Origin of the sequence: Streptomyces crystallinus, assembly GCF_039521265.1 — a bacterium.
Classification (GTDB): Bacteria; Actinomycetota; Actinomycetes; order Streptomycetales; family Streptomycetaceae; genus Streptomyces; species Streptomyces crystallinus.
The window spans coordinates 6,508-22,261 of sequence record NZ_BAAACA010000024.1; the positions used below are offsets into that span (position 1 = coordinate 6,508).

Annotated in this window: 13 protein-coding genes; 7 read left to right on the top strand and 6 right to left on the bottom strand. The window is 73.0% G+C overall.

Annotated elements, in window-relative coordinates:
• Nucleotides 1-31: 31 nt before the first annotated feature.
• A complete protein-coding gene (locus ABD236_RS19975; protein ID WP_344075146.1) occupies nt 32-2,020 on the bottom strand; it encodes an acetoacetate--CoA ligase in 1,989 nt (662 codons plus the stop codon).
• A gap of 218 nt (nt 2,021-2,238) precedes the next feature.
• On the opposite strand from ABD236_RS19975, the gene ABD236_RS19980 reads away from it, so the two are divergent.
• On the top strand, nt 2,239-4,599 hold the full coding sequence (locus ABD236_RS19980; RefSeq protein ID WP_344075147.1) for a glycoside hydrolase family 31 protein: 2,361 nt from the start codon (nt 2,239-2,241) through the stop codon (nt 4,597-4,599).
• Nucleotides 4,600-4,634: 35 nt separating this feature from the next.
• On the opposite strand, the gene ABD236_RS19985 is transcribed toward ABD236_RS19980, so the two are convergent.
• Nucleotides 4,635-5,162: an NUDIX domain-containing protein gene (locus ABD236_RS19985; protein ID WP_344075148.1), complete on the bottom strand. Its 528-nt coding sequence runs from the start codon at nt 5,160-5,162 to the stop codon at nt 4,635-4,637.
• Between the two features lie 92 nt (nt 5,163-5,254).
• Here ABD236_RS19985 and ABD236_RS19990 point away from each other — a divergent pair, with 92 nt between their 5' ends.
• From ABD236_RS19990 to glpK, 4 genes are all read left to right on the top strand, one after another.
• On the top strand, nt 5,255-6,082 hold the full coding sequence (locus ABD236_RS19990) for a M15 family metallopeptidase (protein ID WP_344075149.1): 828 nt from the start codon (nt 5,255-5,257) through the stop codon (nt 6,080-6,082).
• A gap of 87 nt (nt 6,083-6,169) precedes the next feature.
• Nucleotides 6,170-6,619, top strand: a complete 450-nt coding sequence (locus tag ABD236_RS19995; RefSeq protein WP_344075150.1) for a Zn-ribbon domain-containing OB-fold protein — start codon at nt 6,170-6,172, stop codon at nt 6,617-6,619.
• A complete protein-coding gene (locus ABD236_RS20000) occupies nt 6,616-7,812 on the top strand; it encodes a lipid-transfer protein (RefSeq protein ID WP_344075151.1) in 1,197 nt (398 codons plus the stop codon). The genes ABD236_RS19995 and ABD236_RS20000 overlap by 4 nt, the downstream gene beginning before the upstream one ends.
• A 337-nt stretch (nt 7,813-8,149) precedes the next feature.
• On the top strand, nt 8,150-9,664 hold the full coding sequence (gene glpK, locus ABD236_RS20005; protein ID WP_344075152.1) for a glycerol kinase GlpK: 1,515 nt from the start codon (nt 8,150-8,152) through the stop codon (nt 9,662-9,664).
• 117 nt (nt 9,665-9,781) lie between these two features.
• On the opposite strand, the gene ABD236_RS20010 is transcribed toward glpK, so the two are convergent.
• From ABD236_RS20010 to ABD236_RS20025, 4 genes are read right to left on the bottom strand one after another with little or no spacing between them, the layout of a single operon-like run.
• Nucleotides 9,782-10,390, bottom strand: coding sequence for a GTP-binding protein (locus ABD236_RS20010; protein WP_344075153.1), 609 nt, complete (start codon nt 10,388-10,390; stop codon nt 9,782-9,784).
• Nucleotides 10,371-10,820: a DUF742 domain-containing protein gene (locus tag ABD236_RS20015; RefSeq protein WP_344075154.1), complete on the bottom strand. Its 450-nt coding sequence runs from the start codon at nt 10,818-10,820 to the stop codon at nt 10,371-10,373. Before ABD236_RS20015 ends, ABD236_RS20010 begins: the two co-directional genes overlap by 20 nt.
• A gap of 10 nt (nt 10,821-10,830) precedes the next feature.
• Nucleotides 10,831-11,271: a roadblock/LC7 domain-containing protein gene (locus ABD236_RS20020; protein WP_101387296.1), complete on the bottom strand. Its 441-nt coding sequence runs from the start codon at nt 11,269-11,271 to the stop codon at nt 10,831-10,833.
• The gene (locus tag ABD236_RS20025) at nt 11,268-14,006 is read right to left on the bottom strand and encodes a sensor histidine kinase (protein WP_344075166.1); all 2,739 of its coding nucleotides are present in this window, start codon (nt 14,004-14,006) and stop codon (nt 11,268-11,270) included. Before ABD236_RS20025 ends, ABD236_RS20020 begins: the two co-directional genes overlap by 4 nt.
• Nucleotides 14,007-14,343: 337 nt before the next feature.
• Here ABD236_RS20025 and ABD236_RS20030 point away from each other — a divergent pair, with 337 nt between their 5' ends.
• Both ABD236_RS20030 and ABD236_RS20035 read left to right on the top strand, forming a co-directional pair.
• Nucleotides 14,344-14,793 (top strand): hypothetical protein, encoded by a 450-nt coding sequence (locus tag ABD236_RS20030; protein ID WP_344075155.1) that lies wholly within the window; start codon nt 14,344-14,346, stop codon nt 14,791-14,793.
• Between the two features lie 18 nt (nt 14,794-14,811).
• Nucleotides 14,812-15,615 carry an IclR family transcriptional regulator gene (locus ABD236_RS20035; RefSeq protein WP_344075156.1) on the top strand — a complete coding sequence of 268 codons (804 nt, stop codon included), beginning with the start codon at nt 14,812-14,814 and terminating at the stop codon, nt 15,613-15,615.
• Nucleotides 15,616-15,754: the final 139 nt, after the last annotated feature.

The window sequence follows — 15,754 nt, forward strand, 5'->3', positions numbered from 1 at the left end:
GCCACGCGTGCGTGGCGGGAGCGCGCTCCGGTCAGCCTCGCTTGCGGGCCACCGCCTCGTAGAAGCGCAGCAGGTCGAGGTCGTCGACCGAGCCGGGGTTGACCGCCTTCTCCAGCGCCGTGCCCTGGAGCAGGCGCTTGACCGGCACCTCGATGCGCTTGCCGGTCAGCGTGTGCGGCACGCCCGGGACCTCGATGATCTCGTCGGGGACATGGCGCGGGGAGAGCTGCTCCCGGATCGCCTGCTTCACCTTCGTACGGAGGTCGTCGTCCAGGACCGCGCCCTCGGCGAGGTGGACGAAGAGCGGCATCCAGTAGCCGCCGTCCGGCTCTTCGAGGCCGATGACCAGGGATTCGCGGATCTCCGGGAGGCGTTCGACGACTTCGTAGATGTCGGCCGAACCCATGCGGACGCCCTGGCGGTTGAGGGTGGAGTCGGAGCGGCCGTGGATGACCACCGAGCCGTGGTCGGTGATGGTGATCCAGTCTCCGTGGCGCCACACCCCGGGGAACATCTCGAAGTAGCTGTCGCGGTAGCGGCTGCCGTCCGGGTCGTTCCAGAAGCGGATCGGCATGGAGGGCATCGGGTTGACCACCACCAGCTCGCCCACCTCGTCCACGACCGGCTTGCCCTGCGGGTCCCAGGCCTGGAGGTCCGTCCCCAGACAGGCGGCCTGGAGCTCGCCGATGTGCACGGGAAGGGTCGGGACGGCGCCCGCGAAGCAGGAGCACACGTCGGTCCCACCGCTGACCGAGGCGATCCACAGGTCCTCGCGGACCTCGTCGTGCAGCCAGCGGAAGCCGTCGGGCGGCAGCGGCGAGCCGGTGGTGGCGACGCACTTCACCCGCGAGAGGTCGTGGTCGCGGGACGGGTGGACGTCCGCCTTGCGGCAGGCCATCACATAGGCGGCCGAGGTGCCGAAGAGGGTGGCGCCGGTGCGCTCGGCGACGCCCCACTGGGCGCCGGTCTCCGGGAAGCCCGGGCTGCCGTCGTACAGGACGACCGTGGTGCCGGTCAGCAGGCCGGAGACGAGGAAGTTCCACATCATCCAGCCGGTGGAGGTGTACCAGAAGAAGCGGTCCTGCGGGCCCAGGTCGCAGTGGAGGCCGAGCTGCTTGAAGTGTTCGAGGAGGATGCCGCCCTGCGACTGGACGATGGCCTTGGGCAGGCCGGTGGTGCCGGAGGAGTAGAGCACCCAGAGCGGGTGGTCGAAGGGAACCTGCTCGAAGACCGGTTCGTTGTCACTCTCAGTGAGCGATGACCAGTCGAGGGTTCCTTGGGGGGCAGCGGTGCCGAGCAGCGGGATGTGGACGACGGCGCGCAGGGTGGGCAGTTCGCGGCGGAGCTCGGCGACGACGTCGCTGCGGTCGTGCTCCTTGCCGCCGTAGCGGTAGCCGTCGACGGTGAACAGGACGACGGGTTCGACCTGCTGGAACCGGTCGAGGACGCTGCGCGCGCCGAAGTCCGGGGCGCAGGAGGTCCACACGGCGCCGACGGCCGCGGTGGCCAGGAGCGCGGTGACGGCCTGCGGGATGTTCGGCAGATAGCCGCTGACGCGGTCGCCCGGCCGCACGCCCAGGGCGCGCAGTTCGGCGGCGAGCGAGCCGACCTGGCGGCGCAGCTCCGCCCAGCTGGTGGCGACGGGCTCGTGCGTCTCGTCGACGTGCAGCAGCGCGGCGTCCTGCGCGCGGGCCGGGTCCTCGGCGGTGCGCAGCGCGTGCTCGGCGTAGTTGAGGGTGGCGCCGGGGAACCACTGGGCGCCGGGCATCGACCGGTCGGCGAGCACCGTCTCGTACGGGGTCGAGAAGCGCACGTCGAACCAGTCGGCGACGGCCTTCCAGAAGGTGTCGAGCTCGGCGACGGACCAGCGGTGCAGCGCTTCGTAGCCGCCCTCGGCGGGAGCGCCGTACCGCTCGGCGGCCCAGGTCTGGAACGCGGTGACGCGCGCCCCGGCGATGCGGTCGGGGCCCGGCTGCCACAGGGGCGCGGGCTGCGGCGCGGCGTTCGCTGGTGAGGTCATGGGTCGGCTCCCGGGCTGGTACGCGTGGTGTGCGTGTGTCGCGCGCACACGCGAAGGGGTGTGCGCATGCGGCGGCTCACAGGGACGATGCCATGTGATCGTCTTCCGCACCAGGGTGTCCCGCCCATAGTCCGGCACCTGTCGATGTGGTGCCACCACGGGTGAACGGAAGTTGAACGGAGCACACAGCTCATGATCCGGATGGCAGGGTGAGCCGCATGGACGGCAATGACCTGGTGCGCTCGGTGAAGGCGGTCGGTTCGGTGCAGGGGCTGCGGGCGTTTCGCTCGGCCCTTCGGCGGCGCCGCGCCGACGCGCGGTCGCTGCCCGCGCGCGGCCCCGAGCGCGCCCGGGTGCCGGGCCAGGTGTGCGGCGCGGAGCCCCGGCCGGGCGGTGGGGTGGTGCGCTTCGCGCGCTCCGAGCTGGAGGTACGGGTGGCCGTCGGCGGCGCCGTGTTCTGGGGCTGGGACGGGGCGGGCCCCGAGCCGTCGTACGCGCTGGCGGGGCCGGCGCCCGAGCCCGACGCGCGCGCCGTCCTGGAGCCCGACACGGACGGCGGCTGGCGGGTCGTCTCCGAGCGGGTGATGGTGGCGGTGTCCCGGCACGGCGCCGTGGAGGTGCGCACCCCCGGCGGCGTGGTGCTCCGCCGCGAGCTGCCGCCGCGCTGGTGGGAGCCGGCCGGCGGCGGTCCGGCGCGCTGGATGCAGCGCTCCGAAGTCCCCGCCGACGCGCGCGCGTTCGGGCTCGGCGGGCGGGCGGACGGGCCCCGGCTGCCCGACGGGGAGTACCGGTTGTGGAACACCGACCCGCGCGGCGGCTTCGCCCCGGGCGACGACCCGCTGTACATCACGATGCCGGTGCAGCTGGTGGTGGCGGACGCCGGGACGCATCTGGTGTTCTACGACAACACCTGGGACGGCCGGGTCCGGTGGCGCGAGGGCGAGGAGGGCGCCGGTTCGGGGCATGACCGGGCCGGGTGCGCCCAGCTGTGGATGGAGGGCGGCCCGCTGCGCTGCTGGGTGGTGGTGGGCACCCCCGCGCGCGTGCTCCAGGGCTGGACGGCGCTGACCGGCGCGCCCGCGCTGCCGCCGTCCTGGGCGCTCGGCCCGCAGCACGCCCGCTGGGGCTTCGGCAGCGAGGCCGAGGTGCGGCGGGTGGTCGCCGGGTACCGGGAGCACGGGCTGCCGCTGTCCGCGCTCCATCTGGACATCGACCACTACGACGCCCACCAGGTGTTCACGGTCGACCGCGAGCGCTTTCCCGATCTGCCCCGGCTGGCCAAGGACCTGGCCGAGGAAGGGGTGCGGCTGGTGTCGATCGTCGACCCGGCGGTGAGGGCGCGGCGCGGCAACGCGGTGTACGAGAGCGGGCTCGCGGCGGACGCGTTCGTGCGGGACGCGCGCGGCGACGAGGTGCGGGGCGTGGTGTGGCCGGGCGAGTGCGCGTATCCCGACTTCACCGATCCCCGCGCGCGCGAGTGGTGGGGCGGCCTCTACCAGGAGCGGCTCGACCAGGGTTTCGCCGGGGTGTGGCACGACATGAACGAGCCGACGTCGTTCGCGCCCTTCGGCGATCCGACCCTGCCCCGCTCGGCGCGGCACTGCCTGGAGGGCCGGGGCGGCGACCATCGGGAGGCCCACAACGTGTACGGGCTGACCATGGCGCGGGCCGGTTACGAGGGGCTGCGCCGACTGCGCCCCGACGACCGGCCGTTCCTGTTCAGCCGCTCCGGCTGGGCGGGGATGCAGCGCTACGGAGGCACCTGGTCGGGCGATGTGAGCACCGGCTGGCCGGGGCTGCGGGCCTCGCTCGCCCTGGTGCTGGGCCTCGGCCTGTGCGGGGTGCCGTACTCGGGCCCGGACGTGGGCGGGTTCGACGGCGACCCGTCGCCGGAGCTGTATCTGCGCTGGCTCCAGCTGGCGGCCCGGCTGCCGTTCTTCCGTACGCACTCGGCGGTCTGGGCCGGGCGCCGGGAGCCGTGGGAGTTCGGCCCGGAGGTGCTCGCCCACGCGCGCGTGGCGCTCGCCGAGCGGGAGCGGCTGCGGCCGTACCTCATGACGCTGGCGCAGTTCGCCCGGCTGACCGGGGCGCCCTACGCACGTCCCCTGTGGTGGGGCACGCCGGGCGACCGGGCGCTGCGGGACTGCGAGGACGCCTTCCTGCTCGGGGACGCGCTGCTGGTGGCGCCCGTCTTCGAGCCGGGCACCGAGCGGCGGGCGGTGCGCCTGCCGCGCGGCCGCTGGTACGACACCGCGACCGAGGAGCCCCACGAGGGCCCCGGCCAGGCCCTCCTGGACGCGCCCCTGTCCCGTATCCCGGTGCTGGCCAGGGCCGGTTCCGTCATACCGGTGCGCGGCGCGGCCGGGGAGGTGGAGCTGGAGGTATGGGCCCCGGCCGCCGGACGCACCGGCGGCGGCCTGGTCGTACGGGACGCGGGCGACGGGTGGGACTCCCCGGTGGTGGAGCGTTTCACCACCCGGGCGGCGGGCGGCCGGGTGGTGGTGGAGCGCGTCACGGACGAGGGGGCGACACGGGAGGTGGGGTACGAAGTACGGGTGCGAGGCGGTGGGGCGGGGTGAGGCAGGGGCCCGCCCGTCAGGCGCACGGCAGGCCCTCAGCGCCCCGCGAACCACTCCCGTACCACCTGTGTATGCAGCGGGAACGCCAGTTCCTCGGGGCGGCGCAGCACTCGCCAGCCGGCGGTCTCGTCCGTCGGGGCCGACGGGGGGAGGCCGGCGGCGGCGCGGGTGGGCAGCAGGCCGAACAGGAGGACGTGGTGCGGGGAGCTGAGCGCGTCGGCGAGGCGTACGTCGGCGGCGGAGGCCTCGATCCCGGTCTCCTCGTAGAGCTCGCGGACGACCGCCTCCTGCCACAGTTCGCCGTCGTCGACGAAGCCGCCGGGCAGGGCGAAGCGGCCGATGTGGGGCTCGATGGCGCGGGTGATGACGACCAGGCCCGTACCGCGCGCGTCCCGCACGGGCAGCAGGGCGACGGCGACGGGCAGCGGATTGCGATAGGTGACGGTCCCGCAGGCCGCGCAGGGGCGGGGCCAGCCGGCCGAGGCCGAGGGGTAGGGCGACCCGCACGCGGGGCAGTGCGAGTCCTTGACAGGCTGCTTCGAGGTCTTCGAGGTCCCGGTCACGCGCGGACTTTAACCGACGGTCTTCGGCCATCGGAGGCTATTGCCGCAACTCCCTCTATCCCCGGCCCAGTTGAGTGCTGAATGGTGTGCCCATGACGATTCGATCAACCGTGCGCGGCCTCGTCGCCGCTGCCGCCGCGCTGCTCGCCGTGACCGCCACCGCGTCCACCGCGACCGCCGCCGCCTCTTCCGCGCGGGCCACGCCCGAGCCCAAGGCCCCCGCCGAGTTCGTGGCGCTGGCCACCGTGGATCCGACGATCATCCAGGAGCTGCGCTACATCACGCCGCACAACTTCGTCGGCCGGCCGATCGACGGCTACCGCCAGCCGGTGTGCATCCTGACCCGCCACGCGGCGCAGGCGCTGCACCGGGCCCAGCTGAAGCTGCTCGCCGAGGGCTACTCGCTCAAGGTGTACGACTGCTTCCGGCCACAGCGGGCCGTCGACAACTTCGTGGAGTGGGCCAAGGACCTCGACGACAACAGAATGAAGACCGAGTTCTATCCGCTTGTCGACAAGTCGAGACTCTTCGACGACAACTACATCGCGGCGAAGTCGGGCCACAGCCGGGGCAGTTCGGTGGACATCACCATCGTCAAGCTGCCCGCGTGGCCGACGCGGCCCTACCGGCCGGGCCAGCCGCTCGTGAACTGCTTCGCCCCCAAGGACCAGCGCTTCCCCGACAACTCCGTCGACATGGGTACCGGCTTCGACTGCTTCGACACCCTCTCGCACACCGACGACCCCCGCGTCCAGGGCGTCCAGCGCGCCAACCGCGACTTGTTGAGGGGCACGCTCAAGGAGGCCGGGTTCGTGGGGATCCCCGAGGAGTGGTGGCACTTCACCTACAAGCCCGAGCCGTTCCCCGACACCTATTTCGACTTCCCCGTGGCGTGGCGCTCGGTGGCCGGACACCGCTGAGCGACGCCCCCTGCCGGAGCGCGGCCTGCCGTGGCACACTTCTGACGTTCCGTCAGATGTGGGTCGGATGCGAGTCCGGGAGGGGTTTTGACGCGCACGCGCACGCCCGTGGTGGCGGGCTGGTTCACGGAGGCCAAGGACGGGGAGTTCCGGCTGCTCGGAACCAGGTGCTCGGCCTGCGCCTCCGTGTTCTTCCCCCGCGAGGACTCCTTCTGCCGCAACCCCGTATGCGCCGGGCGGGAGTTGACTGAGGTGCCGCTCTCCCGGCGCGGGCGCGTCTGGTCGTACACCGACGGGCGCTACCGTCCGCCCGCGCCCTATGTCTCCGACCCGGAGGCCGTCTGGCAGCCGTACACCCTGGTCGCCGTGGAGCTGGCGGCCGAGCGGATGGTGGTCCTCGGGCAGGCCGTGCCGGGGGTGACCACCGCCGACCTCGCCGTCGGGATGGAGGTCGAGGTGGTGCCCGGGGTGCTCGACGAGGAGGCCGGGACCGTCCGGACCACCTGGCACTGGCGGCCCGTGGCGGCGAACGCATGAGCGGGACGGAGGACATCGCGGTCCTCGGCGCCGGAATGCACCCCTGGGGCAAGTGGGGCCGCAGCTTCGTCGAGTACGGCACGGTCGCGGCCCGCGCCGCGCTCGCCGACGCCGGGCTCGACTGGGCCGACGTGGGGTCCGTGGTCGGCGCCGGCACGGTGCGCGGCGGCTACCCCGGGTATGTGGCCGGGGCGACCTTCGCGCGGGCGCTGGGGTGGCAGGGCGCGCGCGTGACGAGCGTGTACGCGGCGTGCGCCTCCGGGGCGCAGGCGATCAACACCGCGCGGGCGCAGATCCTGGCGGGGATGGCCGATGTGGTGCTGGTGGTGGGCGCCGACGCCGCACCCAAGGGGTTCTTCGCCCCGGCGGGCGGCGACCGGCCCGACGATCCGGACTGGCTGCGGTTCCGCGTCCTGGGCGCCACCAACCCGGCCTACTTCGGTCTCTACGCCCGCCGCCGCATGGCCCTGCACGGCGACACGGTCGACGACTTCGCGCGCGTGAAGGTGAAGAACGCGGCCGCCGGGGCGCTCAACCCGTACGCCCGCTACCGCAAGGCGGTCACCGCCGAGGAGGTCGCCGCCTCGGCGGTGGTCGCCGATCCGCTGCGGCTCCTCGACATCTGCGCGACCTCCGACGGAGGCGCCGCCCTGGTGCTGTGCGGCATGGACTACGCGCGCGGCCGGGGAGTGGCGGACCCGGTCCGTATCCGGGCCGTCTCCACGGTCACGCCCACCTACCCCAACACCGTCCTGGACCTGCCGGACATCGCCACCGACTCGGCGCTCGCGGCACAGCCCTCGGCGTACACCTTCCGCGCCTCCATTGCCCGGGCCGCCTACGAGGAGGCCGGGCTCGGGCCCGAGGACCTGTCGCTGGCCGAGGTGTACGACCTGTCGACCGCGCTGGAGCTGGAGTGGTACGAGGATCTGGGGCTGTGCGGTGCCGGGGAGGGCGCGAAGCTCGTACGGGAGGGCGTGACGGCGCTCGGCGGTCGCGTTCCGGTCAACACGAGCGGGGGGCTCGCCTCGTTCGGCGAGGCGGTGCCCGCGCAGGCGATCGCGCAGGTCTGCGAGCTCACCTGGCAGTTGCGCGGCACGGCGGGCGAGCGGCAGATCGACGGGGCCAGGGCCGGGATCACCGCCAATCAGGGCCTGTTCGGGCATGGCTCGTCGGTGATCGCGGTGCGCTGAGCGCGGGGCAGCCGGACGCCGCGTACCCCGGTGGCCGTTGCTGTCGGCGACCTTGACGCTCCATCACGGCCGGTGAACACTTCCCGTTGTCTCTCGGCGTCGCCGTTCCTCGGCTCCCGGCCGCGTGCCGTCGCACGCGTCCGCCGGGCCGCTCCCCCACGGGCGACTCCACCGGACGAGCACGCTCGTCACGGGTGCCGGGCGGGGGTGAGCCGACCCCCACCACCGGCTCCGCAGCCATGGAACGCGCGCACCCTGCACCAAGGACCGAGGCCCATGCTCTGATCGCCCCGGCCCGCGACCTCGGCCCGCGCAGCCTTCAGACCTAGGGGTAGCCATGACGGAGAAGTTCGTCGCAGCCATCGACCAGGGCACCACCTCCAGCCGCTGCATCATCTTCGACCAGGGCGGCGCCATCGTCGCCGTGGACCAGCGCGAGCACCGGCAGATCTTCCCCAAGCCCGGCTGGGTCGAGCACGACGCCACCGAGATCTGGTCCAAAGTGCAGGCCGTGGTCGCGGGCGCGCTGGCCAAGGCCGGGATGCGCGCCGAACAGCTCAGCGCGCTCGGCATCACCAACCAGCGCGAGACCACCGTGCTGTGGGACCGGGCGACCGGCAAGCCCGTGCACAACGCCATCGTCTGGCAGGACACCCGGACCTCCGCGCTCTGCGCCCGCCTCGGCGCGGAACAGGGCCAGGACCGCTTCCGCGAGGCCACCGGACTGCCGCTGGCCAGCTACTTCTCCGGTCCCAAGGTGGCCTGGCTGCTCGACGACGTACCCGGTCTGCGCACCCGTGCCGAGCGCGGCGAGATCGCGTTCGGGACCATCGACTCCTGGCTGATCTGGAACCTGACCGGCGGCACCGAGGGCGGAGTGCACGTCACCGACGTCACCAACGCCTCGCGGACCCTGCTGATGAACCTGGAGACCCTCCAGTGGGACTCCTCGATCCTGGCCGCGATGAACCTGCCGGAGGCGATCCTTCCGGAGATCCGCTCGTCCGCGGAGGTGTACGGGACGGCGGTGGGCCAGCTGGCGGGAGTGCCGGTGGCGTCCGCGCTCGGCGACCAGCAGGCGGCGATCTTCGGCCAGGCCTGCTACGACACCGGCACCGCCAAGAACACCTACGGGACCGGGAGCTTCCTGCTGCTCAACACCGGAAACCGGCCCGTGCCCTCCAAGAGCGGGCTGATCACCACCGTCGGCTACAAGATCGGTGACCAGGCGCCGGTCTACTGCCTGGAGGGCTCGATCGCGATCACCGGAGCCCTGGTCCAGTGGTTTCGCGACCAGCTCGGCCTCATCCGCAGCGCCGCCGAGATTGAGACGCTGGCGGCGAGCGTCGAGGACAACGGCGGCGCCTATGTCGTGCCCGCCTTCTCCGGTCTGTTCGCGCCCTACTGGCGCGCGGACGCGCGCGGAGTCATCACCGGTCTGACCCGGTACGTCACCAAGGCGCATCTGGCCCGCGCGGTCCTGGAGGCCACCAGCTGGCAGACGCGCGAGGTGGTGGACGCGATGTACCAGGACTCCGGAGTGCGCATCACCACGCTCAAGGTGGACGGCGGCATGACGGTCAACCGGCTGCTGATGCAGCATCAGGCGGATGTGCTGGGCGTGCCGGTGATCCGCCCGAAGGTCTCCGAGACGACCTGCCTGGGCGCGGCGTACGCGGCCGGGCTCGCCACCGGCGTGTGGGCGGGCCTGGACGAGCTCAAGGCGCACTGGCAGCGGGACGAGGAGTGGGTGCCCGAGATGGCGGCGGGGGTGCGCGAGCGCGAGTACGGCAACTGGCGCAAGGCCGTGGAGCGCAGCCTCGGCTGGCACGAGGAGGAGGGCGGCGAGTAGCCGCCCGGACCCGTGGCCCGGGAGAGCGCCGCTCCCCCAAGACGCACGGCCCGTACCCCAGTCGGTGGGGGTACGGGCCGTGTCCGCGCGTACGGCGGGTGGCGCCGCGCACGGGCGTCAGATCGAGACGGTCGCCCGGCGTCGGCGCTCGGAGAGCACCATCGCGTGCTCGACGACCGCGACCAGTACGTCCTTGACGGCCTCGCGGTCGCGCGCGTCCGTCATCATCAGCGGCACGTCGGGGTCGAGGTCGAGTGCGGAGCGCACGGCGTCGGCCGGGTAGCGGGCGGCGTCGTCGAAGCAGTTGACGGCCACCGTGAAGGGCAGCCCCCGGCGCTCGAAGTAGTCGATCGCGGCGAAGGAGTCCTCCAGCCGGCGGGTGTCCGCGAGGACCACCGCGCCCAGCGCCCCCTGCGCCAGCTCGTCCCACAGGAACCAGAAGCGGTCCTGGCCGGGCGTGCCGAAGAGGTAGAGGACCAGGTCCTCGCGCAGGGTGATGCGGCCGAAGTCCATCGCGACGGTGGTGGTGCTCTTGGTCTCCACCCCCGCCACGTCGTCGACCGGCCGCCCGGCCTCGCTGAGCCGCTCCTCGGTGCGCAGCGGCCGGATCTCGCTGACCGCGCCCACCAGAGTGGTCTTGCCTACGCCGAAGCCGCCCGCCACCAGGATCTTCAGGGTCACCGGTTCGACGGGCCGCTTCCTGCGGCTAGAGCGCCCGAAGGCCATTGATCACCTCGCGGAGAAGGGACTCGTCCGGCAGCTCGGCCGGCGGAACGGGTCGGGAGACGTGCACCAGCTGGTCCTGGACGAGGTCGCCCACCAGGACGCGGACCACCCCGACGGGGAGGTCGAGTCCGGCGGCGAGCTCGGCGATGGACTGCGGGGTGCCGACACAGCGCTCGACGATCTCGACGTGTTCGGGCGAGAGCGAGTGGTCGCGGCCCGGGTCGTCGGCGGCCGGTTCGGGCACCACCACCGCGATCAGGTCGAGCCGGTGCTGACCGGCGCTGCTGGTGCGGCCGCGGGTCATCGCGTACGGCCGCACCACCGGTCCCGCGTCGTCGTCGAACCAGTGGTGCTGCCGGGGCGGCTGCTGCGCCGCCCCGTCCGGCTGCTGCGGGCCGTCGGCCGGCGCCCGCTGGTCTGCTTCACTCATACCGTCGCGCTCACCCTGCGGTGGGCAGGCCGGTCCGTGGTGCCGTGGTGAGGTGGGCCCCGACCCGCTTGACCATCAGGGTCATCTCGTACGCCACCTGTCCGACGTCGGACTCGGCGTCGGACAGGACGGCGAGACAGCTGCCGTCCCCGGCGGCCGTCACGAAGAGGAAGGCGTCGTCGAGCTCCACGACGGTCTGGCGCACGCCGCCCACGTCGAAGTGGCGGCCCACCCCCTTGGCGAGGCTGTGGAAGCCGGAGGCGACGGCGGCCAGGTGTTCGCCGTCCTCCCGGGTCAGATCCCTGGACGTGCCGGTGGGCAGGCCGTCGCTGGACAGGACGAGCGCCTTGCGGATGGAGCCGACCCGGTCGACCAACTCGTCCAGCAACCAGTTGAGTTCTCCGGCGCCCTTCCCGATGACGTCGTGTGCTGCGGACTTCGGTGCGGTCATCGACCGTCCCCCTCCGATGTGTTGCGTCGTACGTCGCCGAGGGCCTGGTCGGGCCCGTCGGCTGTGGTCTCTGCGCTGGTCAGCGCGTTGTGCCGACGCCCGCGCTGCCAACCACGCTGCATCGACGCCATACGGTTGCGCACTTCCTCCGCGTCGCGCTCGGGCTGCGGCTGAGCGCCCGGGCCGCCCGGGCCGGTGCGGTCCGCCGGCTCGGCGGAGATCTCTTTCAGCTGGGGGGCCAGGCTGGCCTGGCGGACCCGGCGCGGCAGTGCGCCCGGCGCGGCCGCTGTCCCGCCGCTCTCGTGGCCGGGTGCGGGCCGCCGCAGCGGCGCGGGCGCCGGGGCCGGTACGAGCCCACTGGCGCGCAGCGCGTCGGCCCTGCGCCGCTCCGCGCTCGGCACCGCCGGAAGCACCGGCTCCGCGGCGGGCGAGGGGTGGTCGCGGCCCGGCTGGTCGTCGACCCGGCGCCCGTGGTCGCTGACCAGGGTCGGCGCGGGCGGGCGGCGGCGCGGCAGCGGCACCGGGCCCGACCGGCCCGTCGCCCCGGCGCCCTCGTCGGCGCTCTGCTGGTGCTGGCGGCGCTCGGCCGGGAAGTCGCGGGCCGCGCCGATCAGGCCGGTGCGCGCGGCGCCGCCCTCGTCGGCGCCCATGACGTGCTCGTCCAGCTCCAACGGGTCCACCGGGGCCTCCAGTTCGACCGGCCCGTCGAGCACCGCGCGGTCGGGGACGCCCGCCGGCAGCGGGGAGAGCGCGCGGGGGCCCGCGTCGCGCTCGCGCCGCCCGGCCGGCTCGCCGTGGGCCGCCTTGCGGTCGAGGCGGAAGCCGGTGCCGTTGGTGTCCGGCGCGTCGGTGAGCAGGGCCGCCGGGATGAAGACGACGGCCGTGGTGCCGCCGTACGGGGAGGGCTGGAGCGAGACGCGGACGTTCTGCCGCTGGGCGAGCCGGCTGACCACGAACAGGCCGAGCCGGTCGGTGTCGGAGAGCTCGAACTCGGGTGTCTCGGCCAGGCGCAGATTGGCGTCGAGGAGCGCCTCGGGCGTCATGCCCAGGCCCCGGTCGTGGATCTCCAGCGTGAAGCCGTTGGCCACCCGCTCGCCGTGCACCTGGACGGCGGTGTGCGGGGGCGAGAACACCGTGGCGTTCTCCAGGAGTTCGGCCACCAGGTGGGTGAGGTCGGCGACGGCGGGGCCGCCCACGCCGAGCCGGGGCAGCCGGCGGACCTCGATGCGCTCGTAGTCCTCGACCTCGGCGACGGCCGCCCGTACGACGTCCATCAGCTGGACGGGCTTGCGCCACTGGCGGGACGGGGCGGCGCCGGAGAGGATCACCAGGCCCTCGGCGTGGCGGCGCATACGGGTGGTGAGGTGGTCGAGCCGGAAGAGGTCGGCGAGCTCGTCGGTGTCCTCGGTGCGGCGCTCCATGGTGTCAAGGAGGGTGAGCTGGCGGTGCAGGAGGACCTGGTTGCGGCGGGCCAGGTTGACGAAGACCTCGGCCACTCCGCGCCGCATGTCGGCCTGTTTGACGGCGGCCTCGACGGCGGCGCGCTGAAGGGTGTTGAGGGCCTGGCCGACCTGGCCGACCTCGTCCTTCTCGTAGTCCAGGCGCGGTGCCTCGGTCTCCACGTCGACGTGTTCACCGGCGGCCAGACGGCGCATCACGCTCGGCAGGCGCACGCCGGAGACCTCGTGCGCCTCCTTGCGGAGCCGGGTGAGGTCGCGGATCAGCTCGCGGCCGATGCGGACGGAGAGGAAGAGGGAGAAGACCAGCGCCAGGAAGCCCAGGACGCCCGCGACTCCGGCCTTGATGAGGACGTTGAAGGCGACCGGGTGGACACGGTCGCGGTAGCGGTCGTCGGCGTCCGAGACGGACTGCGAGAGCCGGGAGAGCAGCGGTGTGGCCGTCTGCTGCCAGCGGGCCAGGTCCACCCGCGGGTTCTTGGTGGGGCCGCCGGTGATGATGCTCTGCTCGGCGGCGCGCAGCGACTCGGAGCCCGAGGCGGCCCAGAAGCGCTCGAAGATCTCGCGCTCGCCGCCGGGCAGGTTCTCCAGGCTTATCTCGTACAGGAGCGTGCGGTTGGCCACCAGGTTGACCACCTCGCGCAGTTCGTTCCAGGTGAACTGCGGCGGGGCGACCAGCGAGGAGGCGACCAGCGCGTCCTCGCGGGCCATCATCTCGCGGGCCCGGGCGAGGCCGACGACCGCGCGGCCCTGCTTGTCCATGTCCACGTTCTCGAGCGCGTGGAGGCTGGTGAGGAAGGTGTAGCAGGGCTCGATGACCCTGGTGTAGGCCTCCAGGGCCCGGAGGCGGTTGACGCTGCGGCGGTCGACCTGCTGACGCAGGTCGCCGATGCCGTCGAACCCCTGGAGCACGGTCTTCAGCCGCGCCTTGGCCGCCGCGCGCAGATCGTCGCGGACCTGGGAGTCATTGGCGGCGGAACGAATCTTCGCCACCGCGCGGTCGGTGTCCCGGCGGCGGCTCTGCAGCGCGGCGAGCGCGTCGGCGGCCCGCTGGTCCGCCAGGTAGATCAGCGTCTGGCGGCGCTCCTCCTGGATGACCTGGACGGTGTCCTCCATCGGGGAGCCGACCTTGTCCACGATGTACGTGACGTTCAGCAGCTCGTTGGCCTCGCGGCCGGTGATGTAGGTCGTGAATCCCCACAGAGCGGTGAGGGAGACGAGCGGCACCAGCAGCAACGCCACGATCTTCCTGCGGATGGACTTCCCGCGAAAGCGCATGGCCTCCCCCAGATCAACCGTCAACAAACGGCGTGAGCCTACTACTGCCTCACAGACAACTCGAAGGCACGTCCGGACGATTTTCGGCCGCTCGCACAGGAGTTGATCATGGGTTGTCCTGGTATTACGGGAGATCACCTACCAGGTGTGGCCGAGGACACCCCTAGGCCCCGTGGTTCCCGTCCGAGCCCGGTTGGCTGGAATTCTGCCTTCCACCCAAAACCGGGGAATCTTCGGGGAGTTCCGTTCGTCCTTCTGTACGGGGGTTGTGACGGGGTTGTACGGACCCGTGCGGATCGGCAGGCATCGATGCGCCGATGGTGGGGAGTGAGTATGCATGGGCACTGAAGGAACCAGTGCGGGCGGTGGGGCGATTCAGGGCGCGACGACGGGCGAACTGCCGCCGCTGTGGGTGGAGGAGCCCGCGGTGCGGCCACGGCTGCCCGACCCGATCAGGGACGCGGCCGTGCGCTCGGTGCTGGTCGTCGCCTTCACCCTGATCCAGGCGGTGATCGCGTTCCTGTGCACGATGGCGGGCTCCTGGCTGGCCTTCCCGATGGTCCTCAGCAGCGTGGCGAGCACGGTGGTGGCGACCTGGGCGGTCCTGGACGTATGGGTCACCCGCCAGGTGTGGAACCAGCGCAACGGCGTGGTGTCGGTGCCGAGCAGCACCGCGCGCCGACGGCGCAGGGAGCGGCGCCGGGTGCGGCGCGCGGCCCGGACCACCGAGCGGCCGGGCACCGGCCGAATAGGCCAGGGCGAGACGGGCAGCCTCTCCCGGGCATAGCGGCCCGAGGGAGTGCTGGTGGGTGAGGTGCAGGAGCCGGACGCGGCCCCGGGCAGACGGCGGGGCGGCGCCGGGTCGCTGCGGTCGGTCGACCGGGCGGTCAGCGTGCTGGAGGCGCTGGCCCGGCTCGGCGAGGCCGGAGTCACGGAGATCGCCGAGGAGTTGGGGGTGCACAAGTCGACCGCGTTCCGGCTGCTCGACGCGCTGGAGAAGCGGGGTCTGGTCGGCCAGGAGAAGGAGCGGGGGAAGTACTTCCTGGGTGCCGGGATGCTGCGGCTCGCCGGTGCAGCGGCCGTGCGGCTCGACATCTCGCAGGAAGGTGTGCCGGTCTGCCGTGCGCTCGCGGACACCACCGGAGAGACCGCCAACGTCGCGGTGCTCGACGGTGACGCGGCCGTCAACATCATGCAGGCGCGCGGCGCGGCGGCCGTCACGGCGTTCAACTGGCTGGGCCGGCGCACCCCGCTGCACGCGACCGCAAGCGGCAAGGCGCTGCTGGCCCATCTCCCCGAGGAGCGCCGCGAGGCCCTGCTCGCCCAGGGCCTGGCGCGCTTCACCGCGCACACCCGCACGGATCCTGCCGCGCTCCGCGCCGAGCTGGCCCAGGTGGTGGAGCGGGGGTACGCGCAGACGGCCGAGGAACTGGAGGACGGGCTGAACGCCCTGGGGGCGGCGGTGCGCGGCCACGACGGCTCGGTCATCGGCGCGATCGGCGTCTCGGGCCCGGCCTACCGGCTGCCCCGGGAGTCGCTCCCCAAGGTCGCCGTGCGCGTGCGCGAGGCCGCCCGCGACCTCTCGCGCCGCATGGGGCACCCCGGCTGACGGCTTTCACTGACATAGCATCAGATCACCTCTGTCACAGGCGAGTTGGGCATGGTCAAGCCACGTTTCCGCGACCGGTCCGACCCTCTTGACGCTCTCCTGGGCCGTCCTCAGGATGTCTCACATCGCGCAACCGGTA